The following is a 13,788-nucleotide window of genomic DNA, read 5'->3' on the forward strand; positions in this document are numbered from 1 at the left end:
AATCCTTTAACTTTACGGCAAGCACCGCGCAAACCCCGCAAAAAGATATCCACAAAAATATGAAATATACGCACTTCTGCTGTAGCCATTCTATGGGATCGTCATCCCAGACGCTAGACGTGTCAAAAATCCGCCATACCACAAAATCACCCAAGCTCGAAATATTCATCAAGCAAAAACTCATCGAAAACGCGCAGGCTATAATTTTTAAAATAATCATCTGGGCTCCTAAAATTCTAAATTTAGCTAAAAAATTCCTCGATTAGCCGAGTCATTTCGCTCTCGGTGGCGACGTGGTTGATCTGCTCGCGAAAGCTTGCGGCATTTTCGCGCCCCTTGGAGTATTCGTGCAGATGCTTGCGAAATATCGCTACGCCGTGCTCGCCGTAATGGCAGAGCATTTGAGCGAAATGATAGAGCACAACCTCTTTTTTTAGCGCGTCGCTTGCCCGCTCGCCCGTTTTGATCTCGCGAAAGATCCACGGCCTGCCGATTACCGCGCGACCGATCATCAGCGCGTCTGCGCCGCTAAGATCTCGCACCGCTAGCGCATTGGCGGAGTTTATGTCGCCGTTTGCGATCACTGGGATTTGCAGCGCGCGCTTAGCTCTTGCGATCGCGCCGTAATCCACCGCCGCGCTGTATCCGCCCGCTCTGGTGCGACCATGAATCGCGATAAAATCGGCTCCTGCGCTTTGTACGGCGCGAGCGATATTTTCGATATCCACGGTGCCGAAGCCTAGCCGTACCTTCGCGCTCGTAAATTTTTTATTCGAATACTTTTTGATTGTCCCAACCAGGCGTGATAGACGAGGCAGATCAAGCAGCAGCGCCGAGCCAGCGCCCTGCTTTACGACCTTGGGAACGGGGCAGCCGCAGTTTAGATCGATGCCGTCGATGCCGTCAAATTTATTGATGAGCAAAACCGCCTTTTTTATGATTTCCGCATCGCTGCCTGCGATCTGCACGAAAAATGGGGTTTCGGCGGCGTTTTTTTCGAGCATCTTTAGCGTCTTTTCGCCCTCGAAAACAAGGGCATTTGCGCTTATCATCTCGCTTACGGTCGCGTCGCAGCCGAATTTTTTCACTACGCCCCGTAGCGGTGGATCTGAAAAGCCCGCCAAAGGCGCCAAAAATAGAGGGTCTCTTTTAAAAAAATCTTCCATCATTTTAAATTTCTTATTTTGATTTCGTTTGAATTTAAACCTTTAAATTTAACGCCGCAACGCTTGCAGCGGGTTTTGCCGCGAGCTTTAAAATTTTAAATTTCATAGGCTACGCATTCGCATTTAGGCGCGAATTTTATTTTTAAGCTTGGCTAATTTGTATGGTGGCAAAAACGGCAGCAATGATGATCGCCGCCAATTTTATTTGCACGGCAAACCCAGCAAGCAGCTTGCAAAACGCCGAATGAAATTTTAAAATTTCATCACTTTATTCGGCTAGCAAGTCTTGCGCTTTGCGTTTAAATTTTAAATTTCATCGCGTAAATGCAAAATCCGTTTACGCGCACACTACGCAAACAAATCTTTTAAATTTTACCGCTTGCGCGCATTGATCTTTCGACAAATTTTGAAATTTCAAATTTGCGCGAGTTAAAATTTTATCCGCACTTTAAATTTTATCGCGCAGGCTGTGTTTAATAGCCACAAAGAACTTAAAAGCAATCTCTCTTACCCGCGCATAAAACTAGCTCGTAAAATTACCGAGCTAAAATAGCAGCGACGCAGGGACGTTTTTGCCGTTGTCTCGCAAAAATAGCAGAATTTTAAACTTCTCAAACTCGTCGCCATCGGCAAGACTTAGCTGCTCTCTAAACTCGTCGATCATGCCAAGCTCATATAGCGCGTACAGATATGCCTCGGTCGCTTCTTGATTCTCGTTTTTGAGCCGCTCGAAAAAGGCTTTGTATTGCTCTGGAGCGAGATGATTTTTTAGCTTTTTGGCAAAGCCGATAAAATCCTGCTCGCTAAATTTTTCATTATTTACGAGATCGAAAAGCTCCTCGCTACTGATCTCAAAGCTCGTGTCATTTACCGCGCGATCCACTAAAATATTTACCTCGGCTATATCTTGAGGAATTTTATAGGCTTTGATCTTATCGTAGCTTCCTTTGGCAAGCGCTACGGCATAGGCTTTTTTAGTGATATTTTCGCTATAAACGCCCTTGGTTTTTAAAATTTCATACGCATACGCAGGCTCGGCGTCGAGGCGGTTGAGTTCGTTTTGCAAAAATAGCCCGTTATCTTTAGGGAGTTTATATTTTCGCAGATCCGCCACTTCGCCGTTTTTAACCTTCTCGATAACGCCTATGACCTCTTTTAGATCCTCATTTTTGACATCTATACCGGTGCTATCGTACCACGGAGATAAAATTTTAGTAAGCTCGCTCGGGTCTTTAAAATACTCGGTTTTAAAGTCTTTATTGGTATCAAGACCCAGCAAAACCTCTTTACTCATCGCATCATATGCGCTTAGATCCTTTGCGATCGCCCTTTTTGTGCGATAAAACGCAAAGCTGTGAAAAACGATATGAAAAATCGCTAAAATCATATATAAAATTAGCGGCAGTACGATCCACACTGCCACAGGAAGCGTAAGCGTAAAACCGAAAAGCCCCAGCGTATAGCTACTGCTTTGCTGCGTAAAAACTAAAATCGCGACGATTGCGATATAGACGATCGAATATAAAAAGAATTGCTTGGTTTTCATAGCTAACTCCTATTTTGCTTTTCCGCCTGTTCCTTGCACGAAATGCACAATCTCGCCTCCGGATTTACCTTAAGACGCTCTAAGCTTATCTGCTCGCCGCAGCTCTCGCAAAGCCCATAAGTGCCGTTTTCGATGCGTTTAAGCGCGCTTTCAATCTCTAAAAACGCCTTTTGTTGATTAACATTGAGCGAGTATTCGATGCTTAAATCCGTATTCATGCTCGCTACGTCAAAATCATCCGCAGCTTTATTTTCGCGCAATTCCGAAATTTCATTTACAGAGCTATTGATATTGGCGATGAGTTGCTCTCTTTTTTCTTCTAAAATTTTCTTGTAAAATTTCAACTCGTTTTTCTTCATTCTTTCCCTTTATTTGTGATATGGATGGTTTGCGTTAATGCACAATGCGCGAAAAATTTGCTCAAAGAGCAAAAGTTTAGCGATTTTGTGCGCTAACGTAAGCCTGCTAAGACTGATTATTTTATCGGCTTTTGCCTTAAAATTTTCACTAAGCCCATAAGCGCCACCGATGAAAAATGACACGGCGCTTTTATCCTTTAGCATACTCGCAAATTCCATGCTATCTAGCTCCTGCCCGCGCTCATCCAAAGCTACGACGTATCCGCTAAGGCGCGGTAGATAAGCTTCATCATACGCCTTAAGCGCTAGCTCGGCAGATGTGCTTTGGGCGCGAGCGATATTAGCATTAAAAAACGTCGCATCTCGCACCGCGGCAAATTTAGCCGCCATTTTTTTATAATCACTTATCGCGCCTGCGAACTCGTCCGCGCCCTTTTGGATGGAATTTACCGTTATCTGCACTACTCTTCGCTTCCCTCTTCGTGTAGCGACTTATCGCTCGTGTCGTCAATCTGCACGGCATTTTTGCTCAGCACGTTGATTATATCGCTTAGATACTGCCTCATCTCAGCTCTAGGCACGATCGCATCAATTAATCCATGCTCGAGCAGAAATTCCGATCTTTGAAAGCCCTCCGGCAGATCTGCGCCTATAGTTTGCTTGATGACGCGCTGTCCGGCGAAGCCGATAAGAGCGCCGGGCTCTGCGATGATGATATCTCCCAGCCACGCAAATGACGCGCTTACGCCGCCCATCGTAGGATCGGTAAGAACGGAGATGAAAGGAATTTTATGCTCGGATAAAATTTTAAGCGCGGCAGAGGTTTTACTCATCTGCATCAGCGAAAAGGTGCTTTCTTGCATCCTCGCGCCGCCGCTTGCGCTTACGATGATTAGCGGCTCGTTTTTATCGAGGCTACGCTTTACGGCACGCACGATCTTTTCGCCCTCCACGGAGCCCAGGCTTCCGCCCATGAAGTTAAAATCAAACACCACGAGCTGAATTTTTTGGCGACTTATAGCGCCCTCGCCTGCGATCACCGCGCTGAACCTGCCTGTTTTTTCCTTGCTCTCGGAGATGCGCTTTTTGTAGGATTTTTTATCGACGAATTTTAGTGGATCGACGGGTTGTAAATTTTGATCGTACTCCACGAAAGAGCCTTCGTCGCAGATCAGATCGATACGAGCTTGCGCGTCAAAACGAAGGTGATAGTTACACTTGGGGCAAACGCTATGATTTTGCTCGACCTCTTTGCTATACATCAGTGCGCCGCATCCCGGGCACTTTATCCAGTGCGTAGGAGCTTCACTCGGCGCAGGTTGCGTCCTACGTATTTTTGAAAATAGATCTCCAAAATTCATATGATTTCCTTTAAATTCTATGAAATGAAACTTCTGATTATAACCTAAAATTCTTTATTTAAATTTATATGTGAATTTCGCTAAAATAGGAAAATGCAAGGATTTATATTAAAAACGACCAAGGTTAGGGATGAGGACTGCATCGTAGACGTGCTAAGCGAAAGTGCGCTCGTGCGTGCGTACCGCTTTTACGGCGCGCGCCATTCAAACATCATCCAGGGCTATAAGATCGACTTCGAGCTCTCGCAAAATCAAAACTTCCTCCCGCGCCTTAGCGGCGTGATGCATCTGGGATACTCGTGGCTCGGAAACCGCGAGAAGCTTTTGTTTTGGCAGCAGTTTATGCGGCTTTTGCACGCGCATCTAAAAGATGCCGAGCATCTGGATAAATTCTATTACGAGCTGCTAAACCGAGCTGCTGCGCACTTCGGAAAACAAAATCCGCGCCGTATAATCGTAGAAAGCTACGCCGAAATTTTAAAATTTGAGGGGCGGTTGCACGACGAGCCGTATTGTTTTTTATGCGACGAAGAAATTTTAGAAAATATCGCGCTGTGCCGCGGCTTTTTGCCTGCGCACGAGAGCTGCGCGCAAAGAGCGGGCTTTGCGCAGGATGAAATTTTAGAATTTTTACGAAGCAAAAAGACGCTAAATTTAAACGACGAAACAGTTGAGAGGCTTTATGATATAACGCTTGAGGGGCTTTAAGCGCGGCGCATTTGGTGCAGACGTAAAATTTCAAAGCTTGGGCGCTAAATTTTAAAATTCAGCAGAATTTCAAAATTTTATGAACGGGCGGTTTTGTACTTTATCTGCCTTTTCTCGCGCAAAGCCAAACAATCGCATTGCGCGGGGTTTGCATTAAATTTTAACTGGACTAGCTAAAAAGCTTTTTCATCGCCTTAAAAAACATTGCGGTGAGCGGATTTGATTTGCCTGAAACCTTTGCGATCCAGCTCTCATAGGTCTCGCCTTTGCTTTTTAAAAAGTCCACGAGCGCCTTTTGGCTAGCCTGCATACCGCCGTTTCTTTCAGCATCCAGTAGCGCCCTATAAATTGGCTCTATAGTTTCGATAGTGGATCTTGGTGGAGCCTTGCGAAATGCCGTGTATTCGGTGATCTGCCCTGTTACAGGGTCTTTTTTAGAAGTAAATTCCGTAATGACCCAATAAAAGCGCCCGTCTTTGGCTAAATTTTTAACCACGGCGGTAAAATCCTTGCCCTGCTGTATCGTATCCCACATAAGCTTAAACGCTATGCGCGGCATATCCGGATGTCGTATGATGTTATGCGGCTGCCCCAAGAGCTCAAGCTCACTATAGCCGCAAATCATACAAAAATATGGATTTGCAAACGTGATAATGCCCTTCGGATCGGTTTTGGAAACTATATAGCGCTTCTCATCTAGTTTGATTTCCTGATTAATCGGAGTTGGTCTTTGCATTTTTAATCCTTTGCTTAAAAATTTATTGCAGAGTATATAAAATTTTTCTTTTCAGAAATATTAAATTTTCGTTAAATTTTTATAAATGTTAAATCTTTAAGTGAATTTTTAAAATTTAATGTATAATCTCAAATCAAAATTTCAAAAGGCGGCGCGTTGAAAAATCCCTTCCTATCGCTTAAATACTCAAATTTTAGAATTTATTGGATCGGGATGAACCTCTCGCTGATCGGATCGTGGATGCAAAGCGTCGCGCTGCCGTGGCTAGTGCTAAGCATCACCGCAGACGCTTTTAAGGTCAGCCTCGTAGCTGCGGCGAGGTTCTTGCCCGCGCTACTTTTCACGCCGTTTTCCGGTGTGCTGCTCGATAAGTTTAATCGCAAAAAGATCCTTTTGCTCGCTCAAATAGGCATGGCGGTGACTGCCTCAATTTTCGCGGTTATGAGCTTTTGCGAGCTATATTCTTTCGGCAAAATTTTATTTTGCGCTTTTGCAAGCGGCATCTTTACCAGCATGGACGCCCCGAGTCGTCAGTCGATGGTAAAAGACCTCATCGACTCACCCCGCGATCTAGCCAACGCCATAGCGTTAAATTCTATGTCCTTCAACGTCGCTCGTATCGCAGGGCCCGCACTTGCGGGGATCGTGATGGCGCTGTGGGGCGTAGGCTTTTGCTTTTTATTCAATGCACTTAGCTTTTTAGGCATCATCGTTTCGCTGTTTTTCATAAAAATTCCGACATCCGTTACTGCGCTATCTAGCAGAAGCGGGGGCGTTTTTGCCTCGATCGGTGCTGGAATTTCGTATGTATCGCACAAAAAAACCCTAAGCGAGCTAATGATAATAGTGCTTATAGTAGCGACGCTGGTGCCAAATTATAATGTAACGATCTCGGCACTCGTTAAGCTTAGCCTGGGTGCGGATGAGCGAAGCTTTGGATATTTGATGTCGGCTCTAGGCGTGGGAGCCTTTTGCGGCGCGCTTTTCGTAGCAGTTTTTGATAAACTTGGCATCCGCAAAATCAGATCGTGCGCGATCGCTATGGGGGCAAGCTTAGCTCTTACTGGGGCTGCGAATTCCTTCGCATGGGCTGCGGTAGGGCTTGCCGTAACTGGATTTCTTTTCGTAATCACAAACTCAAGCATCAACTCCACCGTGCAGATGCACGTAAGCAACGAATTTCGCGGGCGCGTGCTTAGTTTATACGCGCTATTTCTAATAGGTAGTACGCCGTTTGGAGCGCTCATATCGGGCTTTTTTACCGAGTTATTAGGCGCTCGCGTAGCCCTTGCGATCTGCGGCGCAATTAGCATTTTGCTACTGCTGGCGCTATTTTACGGCTTTAAAATACGGCGCAGGACGCATTTTATCTTTCGAGATAAAGTCTAAGCCAAAAGCTGCATTATCAAAATTAACCTTATTTTTACGATGAGGCCTTAGAATTCCTACCGAAACTTAAAGGTAAGGAGTTTTTATGAATAGACGAAATTTCTTAAAAAGCACCGCCGCGATCGGCACGCTAGCGACGTTAAATCTAAATTTAAACGCTAGCGCAGTTACAGGCGGGACGGAAAAGAAAGTCGCCAGCGTCTGCGAGATGTGCTCCTCGCGCTGTCCTATCGAGGTGACCGTCAAAGACGGCCGCGGCGCTTTAATCGAGGGCAACCACAGGTTTGCAAACAAAACCTCCGTCTGCGCTCGCGGCGGAGCGGGCATCAATCAGCTCTACGACGATCAAAGGCTCATTAAGCCGCTCATTCGCGTAGGCGAGCGCGGCGAGGGCAAATTTAGAGAGGCGAGCTGGGACGAGGCGCTTAAAATTTGCGCGCAGAGGCTAGACGAGATTTCGCAAAAATACGGCCCGCAAAGCGTAGTTTTTACTTCCAAAACGGGCGAACACCACACTCAGATGATGAATTTCGCCTGTGCCTACGGCAGCCCGAACATCTACTCGCACTGGTCCTGTTGCCCGGTCACCTACAATATCGCCGTGCCGCACACTTTCGGCGCTAATATGCAAAGAGACTACGGCGACGCAAAATATATCGTAAATTTCGGCCACAATCTCTTTGAAGGCATCGATATCTCAAAAACCAAAAAGCTCGCAAAAGCCGCGAGCAGAGAGGACGTAAAGCTTTTGGTACTCGATCCACGCTTTAGCGTCGTAGCTTCTAAAGCCGACGAGTGGCTGCCGATAAAGCCGGGAACCGACGCGGCGTTTTTAATGGCGCTGATTCACGTCTGGCTGCGCGATAACAAATACGACAAAAAATTTATCGAACAATACGCCGTGGGGCTGGAGGAGCTAAGGCAGTCCGTTAAGGATACGACGCCGCTTTGGCAGGAGGCTATCACAGGCATCAAAGCAGACAAGGTAGAGCGTATCGCAAATGAAATTTACGCTGCGGCTCCCGCAGTCGTAATCGACTGGGGTCATAAAACCACGACCGCTAAAGCCGAATACGTCCGCACGCGCGCCATCGCAATCGCAAACGCGCTGATGGGAAACGTCGAGAAAAAGGGCGGAATTTACTTCTCTAAAGATTCCAAAACCTTCAACGCGCTTTGCAAAGAGGATCTATTCCCTACCATCTCAAACCCCGATAAGGAGTTTAAAATTCCAAAGACCGCGCGCATCGACGGCTGTGGCGAAGAAGGTAGCGAAAATTTCTTCGTGCCGCGCAAACACGGCGTTTTGATGCAGATCGCGCCTACGATTTTAAGCGAAAAGCCTTACCCTGTAAAAGGCTGGGTCAGCACGCGCTTTAACCACCTCATCAACGTTGCGGGCGTGGATAAGAGCGTAGAGGCGATCAAAAAGCTAGACTTCGTGCTCGCAATCGACGTATATATGAGCGACTTCGCGTGCTTAGCCGACGTGATCTTGCCCGAATCCACGTATTTGGAGCGCGACGAGTCGATTCAAAACAAAGGTGGCACCGCGCCTGGATTTGTGATGCGAAACAAGGCCGTCGAGCCGGTGGGCGATACGAAGTGCGGCTATGAAATTTTTAGAGAGCTTGCGAGGGTGATGAAGATCGATAAAGACTACACCTGGAACAACATCGACGAATACCGCATGCAGCAAGCCAAAGGCAACGCCGAGCTGATCGTAAATTTAATCAAAAACGGCTACGTAAGCTACAAGGTGCCGAAGCTATACTACCGAGAGCCGAAGCTCGTGGCTAAATTTATCGATAAATATCCTGCCGCGGCGGAGTTCGTGGACGAAAACGGCGAGATGAGCTCGCAGATGAAATTTAAAACCCCGAGCGGCAAGATCGAGCTTTTCGCGCCGAAAGTGGAGGAGCTTTTCGCAGGATACGGCTGCTTAAACACCGAGGGTATGGACGTATTCGGCGGGCACAAATACTGCCTAATGACCGGCAAGACCGCGCTTCACACCAACGGCCACACTCAAAATGTCAAAATTTTAAACGATATGATGAGCGAATCGCCGGTTTGGATCAGCCCCGCTTCTGCAAAAGCGGAGGGGCTAAAGACGGGCGACGTCGTGAAGCTCAAAAATAAATTCGGCGAGCAAAAAGCTAAAATTTTCGTCACGCAAGGCATCAGGGACGATTGCCTATTTTTATACCACGGCTTTGGGCACGTAAGCCCGGGGCTAAAGCGCACGAACGGCATAGGCACGAACCAAAGCGTCCTTCTCGATCCCGCTGCGGGTCCTGTGGTAAGCACGATGGTAACCAACGTCGGCGTCGATATAGTTAAAATTTAAGGGAGCGGTTATGAAAAAACTCATAATGATTCACGACGAAAATTTATGTATAGGTTGCCAAGCCTGTTCGGTCGCGTGCAGGAACGAAAACGGCGTGCCTAGCGGCGTTTATAGACTGCAGGTGCACGGCAAAACAAGCGGCGTTTTTCCAAGCTTAAAGCTCGATTATTCGCGAGCCAGCTGCGTTATGTGCGAGGATAGCCCCTGCGTGGACGTCTGCCCTACGGGAGCGAGCTTTAAAACCAAAGACGGCGTAACGCTCATAGACGAGAGGCTTTGCGTCAGCTGCAAATACTGCATCCTAGCCTGTCCTTACGACGCTAGATTTGTCGATCCTATCACGCACGCTATCGGCAAATGCACCTTTTGCTACACGAACCGCACCAGCAAAGGCTTGCAGCCTGCCTGCGTAAGCGTGTGCCCAACAGATGCTTTAACTTTCGGCGACGTAAATGACGTAAATTCCGAGGTAAGCAGGCTGCTAGCCAAAACGAGCGTAGAATATCCGAAAGCGTATCTAAACACCAAACCGCGCCTAGCGAATATCAAAAACAAAAAAGGAGGACGCTATGAATAATATGTGGGGCGATATGAGCCAATATTCTGAAATTTACTGGCCTTGGCCGATTGCGATCTATCTATTTTTGGCGGGTCTTAGCGCAGGAGCGACGATGGTGGCACTTTTAGTCAAATGGAACCGCCACGAAAGCGAGCAAAATTCCATCTGGGATGCGATGATTAGAGCGGGCGCGATCACGGCGCCGCTTACGATCTGCGCGGGGCTTTTGCTTTTGATCTTTGATCTGGGCAAGCCACTTAGCTTTTATCTTTTGCTGATCAAATTTAACTTCGGCTCGGTGATGAGCCTCGGCGTGGCAGCGCTTTTAATCTACGTGCCGCTTAGTTTTGTATTTGCGCTATGCGTCTTCGGCGAGGAAATTTGCAAATTTAAACTGCTCGCCTTTCTGCGACCTATCGTAAATTTACTAAGCTCGTTTGCCAAAGCTTCCAAACTCTTCGAGCGGGTTTTGTTTATCCTTGCTCTTTGCGTGGGCGCATACACGGGCTTTTTACTAAGCGCGGTGATGAAAATTCCGCTTTGGAATACTCCGGTGCTGCCGATTTTATTTTTGCTATCCGGCTTTTCCAGCGGCATCGCGGCGAGCATTTTAGTTGGACTTCTATTTTTTAAAGGCTCGTTAAACAAAGATAGCATAAAATACCTTTTGGTGCTTGATCTGCGCGCGATACTTTTTGAGATTCCGCTTTTGTTCATTCTATTTGTCGGGATGTATTTCGAGGGTGGCACTAGCGCGCTTGCGGCACAGCAGGCTTTGACGCACGAGGTTTACGGTAAAATTTTCTGGATCGGCGTTTTGGGCACGGGGCTCATCGCTCCGATCATCATCGCCTTTACGGCGCTGAAAAACCACGCCTACAAGCCTGCGTTTATAGTTTTAAATTCCTTCGTCGTGCTTTGCGGCGTGGTCCTGCTTCGCTACTATATCGTATATGCGGGGCAAATTTGTACGGGAGCGTAGCCTCGCTCCCGATCTAGGGAGTGGGTTTGAAAATTTTACTTTTAGAAGACGATTTTGAATACAGAAGCAGCGTAAGCGAGTATCTGCAGGAGCTTGGCTACGAGGTGGACGAATGCTCTAGCGGCGACGCAGCCTGCGATAAGATCGCCGGGAGCGCCTACCATCTGCTGATTTTAGACATCAAAGTGCCGGAGGTCTCGGGCGAAGAGGTGCTTAGATATGCACGAAGCCTCGGCCTTAACACTCCCGTGATGATGATGACCTCGCTCGGCGACATCGACGATTTGAGCCAGTGCTACGAGCTTGGCTGCAACGAATACCTAAAAAAGCCCTTCCACCTAGCCGAGCTTAAATTTAGAGTAAGCGAGCTGATGCGAAAGTACTTCGGCGACGAAAAGGGCGCCGTCAAGATCGCGGATAAATTTCACTACTTCGCAAATTTAAAAATTTTAAAACGCGCGGACGAAGAGATATCGCTAAGCGCCAAAGAGATCAAAATTATAGAATTTCTGCTCGCCAATATCAAAAGATTCGTTAGCGTCGATGAGCTCATCGCCGACGTGTGGGACGGCGAGGCGGGCAGCGTCGATGTGCGCGTGCATATCAGCAACCTCCGCTCCAAAACTAGCAACGATTTCATCCTCTCTAGCCGCGGACTCGGATATAAGATCAATGCTTAAAGGGTTTAAATTTACGCTTTTTAGCGCGATTTTCATCATCGGCGCCTTTATAAGCGAGAGCCTTTATATCATCTATTTAAACTCCAAAATCGAGGAGAGCGCCGACGTCGCCGAGCTGATACAAAAAAGTGGCGAAGCTCTAGCCGGCGCGTATCCCGATCTAAAAGACGAGCTCATCTACGACTACGCGATCCTAAACGCAAACGGCGAAATTTTAAGATCAAACCTAAGCGTGCAGCCGCCCGATTTTGCGTTTATCACGCTGAAATTCGGCGGGCGAGTGTTTTTCAAACGCCATTTTCTTCATGAGGGCAAGCTATATTTTTTCGTCATCTCAAAAAAGATAAGCTACGCCAAGATAGAATTTATCGCGATCTCTACGATCTTTATCACGATTTTCGTAGCGCTCATCATCGCGCTGTTTAACTACAAAATCATTAAAAATTTCTACGCGCAGCAAAGCAACCTCATCAAGGCGTTTTTCAACGACGCGATGCATGAGCTAAAGACCCCTCTGGGCGTCGCGCTCATTAATACCGAGATGCTTGGGCTGCGCGACAAACACACTGCGCGTATCAAATCCGCACTCAAGCAGATGGTAATTACTTACGAGGATGTAGAGTACTTCATCAAAAGCGGCAAGATGAGCTTAAAAAGCCGCCGCATCGATATGAGCGAGTTTTTGGGCGCTAGGATAAATTTCATCTATCTGGTCGCAAAAAGCAAAAACATAAGCCTGCAATCGCGAATAGCGCCCGACGTGAGCGTTTTTATGGATGAAACCTCGCTAATGCGCCTCATCGACAACACCCTAAGTAACGCCATAAAATACTCGCGCCCCGGCGGCAAGATCATCATCGGGCTGGAAAAGGGGGTGAGCATAGCAGTCTTTAGCGTACAGGATTTCGGCATCGGCATAAAGGATACGAGCGCGATCTGGGAGAGATACTCGCGCGAAAACGCGGCTCTTGGCGGATTCGGTCTCGGGCTAAACATAATCGATAAAATTTGCAAGCGCTACGGCATCGCAAAAAGCGTCAGCTCGAAACTCGGTGAGGGCAGCACCTTTTGCTACAAAATCCCGCTGTTTAAGCAGAAACTTTTGGATTAAAACGGCACGTTAAATTTAAACGCAAATTTTAAAATTTTAAAAGTAAAATTTGTGCAGCTATCGAGCTTTTTAAAATTTTGTTTTAGCTCGGATTTTCAGCCGCCTTTTGCCTCTCTACTGCCTAAATAATATTCTTCTAATGGATAATTTAGATTTCCGCAGTTGTCTAGCTCAAAACCCTGTTTTATATCAAACGACGCCTTGTTTCTCTCCTGGTAATATTCCTTGATCTTTTCAGAAAAATTCATTCTATCAAATAGGTATTCGGAATGATTGCGTTGTATATAATTTTTATAAATTAAAACAAACTTATCTAACAATATATGAATATTTGGTCCTTTGTAAGCGCCGTCTAGAATAATTATCGGTCTATCAAACCCGGCACTCATATCATTTAAATTTATCTTTATATATTTCTTTGGGTCGGTTTTTTTAGCCTTTAATTTATTCATAAAAATTTCCTCAAACGTCTCATTATTATCATGATGCGTTTTTAATATTTCAAACCAATTCGATAAATTTATACTTTCCAATGGATTCTTCTCACGATAAAAGTACAACAACGCGGTCCTACAACCCCGCTATCGCGTTACCACGACAACGGTTTGGGCTCCTCCCCTTTCGCTCGCCACTACTAAGGGAATCATTCGTTTATTTTCTATTCCTCGGGGTACTAAGATGTTTCAGTTCCCCCGGTTCGCCTCACTAAATAATTAGTGATACCTGTCCTTCAGACAGGTGGGTTGTCCCATTCGGAAATCCGCGCATCAAAGGTTATTTGCACCTACACGCAGCTTATCGCAGCTTATCACGTCCTTCATCGCCTCTGTGAGCCAAGGCA

General features: G+C 46.6%; 14 protein-coding genes and 1 other annotated feature. Of the genes, 8 read left to right on the forward strand and 6 right to left on the reverse strand.

The window, feature by feature from the left end; genetic code table 11:
• Nucleotides 1–266: hypothetical protein (locus tag Q0372_RS07700; protein WP_298104567.1), on the forward strand; the 266-nt coding region annotated here is incomplete at its 5' end.
• Here Q0372_RS07700 and Q0372_RS07705 read toward each other — a convergent pair.
• The 5 genes from Q0372_RS07705 to accD form a co-directional block, all read right to left on the reverse strand.
• Nucleotides 243–1,166: a tRNA-dihydrouridine synthase gene (locus tag Q0372_RS07705; RefSeq protein WP_298104597.1), complete on the reverse strand. Its 924-nt coding sequence runs from the start codon at nt 1,164–1,166 to the stop codon at nt 243–245. The genes Q0372_RS07700 and Q0372_RS07705 overlap by 24 nt on opposite strands.
• A 544-nt stretch (nt 1,167–1,710) precedes the next feature.
• Nucleotides 1,711–2,712: a LapA family protein gene (locus Q0372_RS07710; protein ID WP_297904636.1), complete on the reverse strand. Its 1,002-nt coding sequence runs from the start codon at nt 2,710–2,712 to the stop codon at nt 1,711–1,713.
• A 2-nt stretch (nt 2,713–2,714) separates the two neighbouring features.
• Complete coding sequence (gene dksA / locus Q0372_RS07715) at nt 2,715–3,071, reverse strand: RNA polymerase-binding protein DksA (RefSeq protein ID WP_005872423.1); 357 nt, start codon at nt 3,069–3,071, stop codon at nt 2,715–2,717.
• Nucleotides 3,072–3,080: 9 nt separating this feature from the next.
• A complete protein-coding gene (locus Q0372_RS07720; protein WP_298104569.1) occupies nt 3,081–3,533 on the reverse strand; it encodes a 23S rRNA (pseudouridine(1915)-N(3))-methyltransferase RlmH in 453 nt (150 codons plus the stop codon).
• Nucleotides 3,533–4,432 (reverse strand): acetyl-CoA carboxylase, carboxyltransferase subunit beta, encoded by a 900-nt coding sequence (gene accD, locus Q0372_RS07725; protein ID WP_005872426.1) that lies wholly within the window; start codon nt 4,430–4,432, stop codon nt 3,533–3,535. Before accD ends, Q0372_RS07720 begins: the two co-directional genes overlap by 1 nt.
• Before the next feature lie 93 nt (nt 4,433–4,525).
• Here accD and recO point away from each other — a divergent pair, with 93 nt between their 5' ends.
• The gene (recO, locus tag Q0372_RS07730; RefSeq protein ID WP_298104575.1) at nt 4,526–5,140 is read left to right on the forward strand and encodes a recombination protein RecO; all 615 of its coding nucleotides are present in this window, start codon (nt 4,526–4,528) and stop codon (nt 5,138–5,140) included.
• A 169-nt stretch (nt 5,141–5,309) separates the two neighbouring features.
• Here the strand turns inward: recO and Q0372_RS07735 are convergent, their stop codons facing one another.
• Nucleotides 5,310–5,876 carry a PAS domain-containing protein gene (locus Q0372_RS07735; protein WP_297904625.1) on the reverse strand — a complete coding sequence of 189 codons (567 nt, stop codon included), beginning with the start codon at nt 5,874–5,876 and terminating at the stop codon, nt 5,310–5,312.
• Nucleotides 5,877–6,032: 156 nt separating this feature from the next.
• Here Q0372_RS07735 and Q0372_RS07740 point away from each other — a divergent pair, with 156 nt between their 5' ends.
• The 6 genes from Q0372_RS07740 (at nt 6,033) to Q0372_RS07765 (ending at nt 12,947) form a co-directional block, all read left to right on the forward strand.
• Nucleotides 6,033–7,265 carry an MFS transporter gene (locus Q0372_RS07740; protein ID WP_298104578.1) on the forward strand — a complete coding sequence of 411 codons (1,233 nt, stop codon included), beginning with the start codon at nt 6,033–6,035 and terminating at the stop codon, nt 7,263–7,265.
• Nucleotides 7,266–7,350: 85 nt separating this feature from the next.
• Nucleotides 7,351–9,615 carry a thiosulfate reductase PhsA gene (gene phsA / locus Q0372_RS07745; protein ID WP_298104581.1) on the forward strand — a complete coding sequence of 755 codons (2,265 nt, stop codon included), beginning with the start codon at nt 7,351–7,353 and terminating at the stop codon, nt 9,613–9,615.
• A 10-nt stretch (nt 9,616–9,625) separates the two neighbouring features.
• Nucleotides 9,626–10,192 carry a 4Fe-4S dicluster domain-containing protein gene (locus Q0372_RS07750; RefSeq protein WP_298104584.1) on the forward strand — a complete coding sequence of 189 codons (567 nt, stop codon included), beginning with the start codon at nt 9,626–9,628 and terminating at the stop codon, nt 10,190–10,192.
• On the forward strand, nt 10,185–11,156 hold the full coding sequence (gene nrfD / locus Q0372_RS07755; RefSeq protein ID WP_298104588.1) for an NrfD/PsrC family molybdoenzyme membrane anchor subunit: 972 nt from the start codon (nt 10,185–10,187) through the stop codon (nt 11,154–11,156). The genes Q0372_RS07750 and nrfD overlap by 8 nt, the downstream gene beginning before the upstream one ends.
• 26 nt (nt 11,157–11,182) lie before the next feature.
• Nucleotides 11,183–11,836, forward strand: a complete 654-nt coding sequence (locus Q0372_RS07760) for a response regulator transcription factor (RefSeq protein WP_298104591.1) — start codon at nt 11,183–11,185, stop codon at nt 11,834–11,836.
• Nucleotides 11,829–12,947: a HAMP domain-containing sensor histidine kinase gene (locus tag Q0372_RS07765; RefSeq protein WP_298104594.1), complete on the forward strand. Its 1,119-nt coding sequence runs from the start codon at nt 11,829–11,831 to the stop codon at nt 12,945–12,947. The genes Q0372_RS07760 and Q0372_RS07765 overlap by 8 nt, the downstream gene beginning before the upstream one ends.
• 429 nt (nt 12,948–13,376) lie before the next feature.
• Nucleotides 13,377–13,771 (reverse strand) — a sequence feature (23S ribosomal RNA rRNA prediction is too short).
• Nucleotides 13,772–13,788: the final 17 nt, after the last annotated feature.

The organism is uncultured Campylobacter sp., from assembly GCF_937997405.1.
Classification (GTDB): Bacteria; Campylobacterota; Campylobacteria; order Campylobacterales; family Campylobacteraceae; genus Campylobacter_B.

Bases quoted from the DNA above. Each gene is read 5' to 3' on its own strand.
- Q0372_RS07705 (WP_298104597.1), bottom strand. From the start codon at position 1,166: ATGGAAGATTTTTTTAAAAGAGACCCTCTATTTTTGGCGCCTTTGGCG.
- Q0372_RS07710 (WP_297904636.1), bottom strand. From the start codon at position 2,712: ATGAAAACCAAGCAATTCTTTTTATATTCGATCGTCTATATCGCAATC.
- dksA (WP_005872423.1), bottom strand. From the start codon at position 3,071: ATGAAGAAAAACGAGTTGAAATTTTACAAGAAAATTTTAGAAGAAAAA.
- accD (WP_005872426.1), bottom strand. From the start codon at position 4,432: ATGAATTTTGGAGATCTATTTTCAAAAATACGTAGGACGCAACCTGCG.
- recO (WP_298104575.1), top strand. From the start codon at position 4,526: ATGCAAGGATTTATATTAAAAACGACCAAGGTTAGGGATGAGGACTGC.
- Q0372_RS07735 (WP_297904625.1), bottom strand. From the start codon at position 5,876: ATGCAAAGACCAACTCCGATTAATCAGGAAATCAAACTAGATGAGAAG.
- phsA (WP_298104581.1), top strand. From the start codon at position 7,351: ATGAATAGACGAAATTTCTTAAAAAGCACCGCCGCGATCGGCACGCTA.
- Q0372_RS07750 (WP_298104584.1), top strand. From the start codon at position 9,626: ATGAAAAAACTCATAATGATTCACGACGAAAATTTATGTATAGGTTGC.
- nrfD (WP_298104588.1), top strand. From the start codon at position 10,185: ATGAATAATATGTGGGGCGATATGAGCCAATATTCTGAAATTTACTGG.
- Q0372_RS07765 (WP_298104594.1), top strand. From the start codon at position 11,829: ATGCTTAAAGGGTTTAAATTTACGCTTTTTAGCGCGATTTTCATCATC.